Origin of the sequence: Pantoea sp. GbtcB22, from assembly GCF_019091025.1 — a bacterium.
In the GTDB taxonomy this organism is placed as follows: domain Bacteria; phylum Pseudomonadota; class Gammaproteobacteria; order Enterobacterales; family Enterobacteriaceae; genus Pantoea; species Pantoea leporis.
The window spans coordinates 1-250 of sequence record NZ_JAGXKB010000522.1; the positions used below are offsets into that span (position 1 = coordinate 1).

Below are 250 nucleotides of genomic sequence, written 5' to 3' on the forward strand. Positions count from 1 at the left end.
CAAGTCGCGCAATTGATCGACTTGATCGTTATGCTGGCGGTGCTCGGCCGCATAACGCCTGCGAAACTCCTGCCAGCGGGTCGGATCGTGTCCGAACCACTTTCTAAGCTCAGTGCTTGGCGCGAGTTCCTTGACCCAATGATCAATTTTTGCTTCCGCCTCCTTGATGCCGCGCGGCCATAGTCGGTCGACGAGCACTCGGGTGCCGCCCGTGGCGGAAGGTCTTTCGTAAGCGCGCTTCAGCTTGACC

1 protein-coding gene is annotated in these 250 nt (G+C 59.2%); it reads right to left on the reverse strand.

Annotated features, from left to right (window positions below; genetic code table 11):
* Positions 1 to 250, reverse strand: a 250-nt coding sequence (locus KVT28_RS25905) for a DUF488 domain-containing protein (protein ID WP_217551127.1), incomplete at both ends; no start/stop codon positions are given.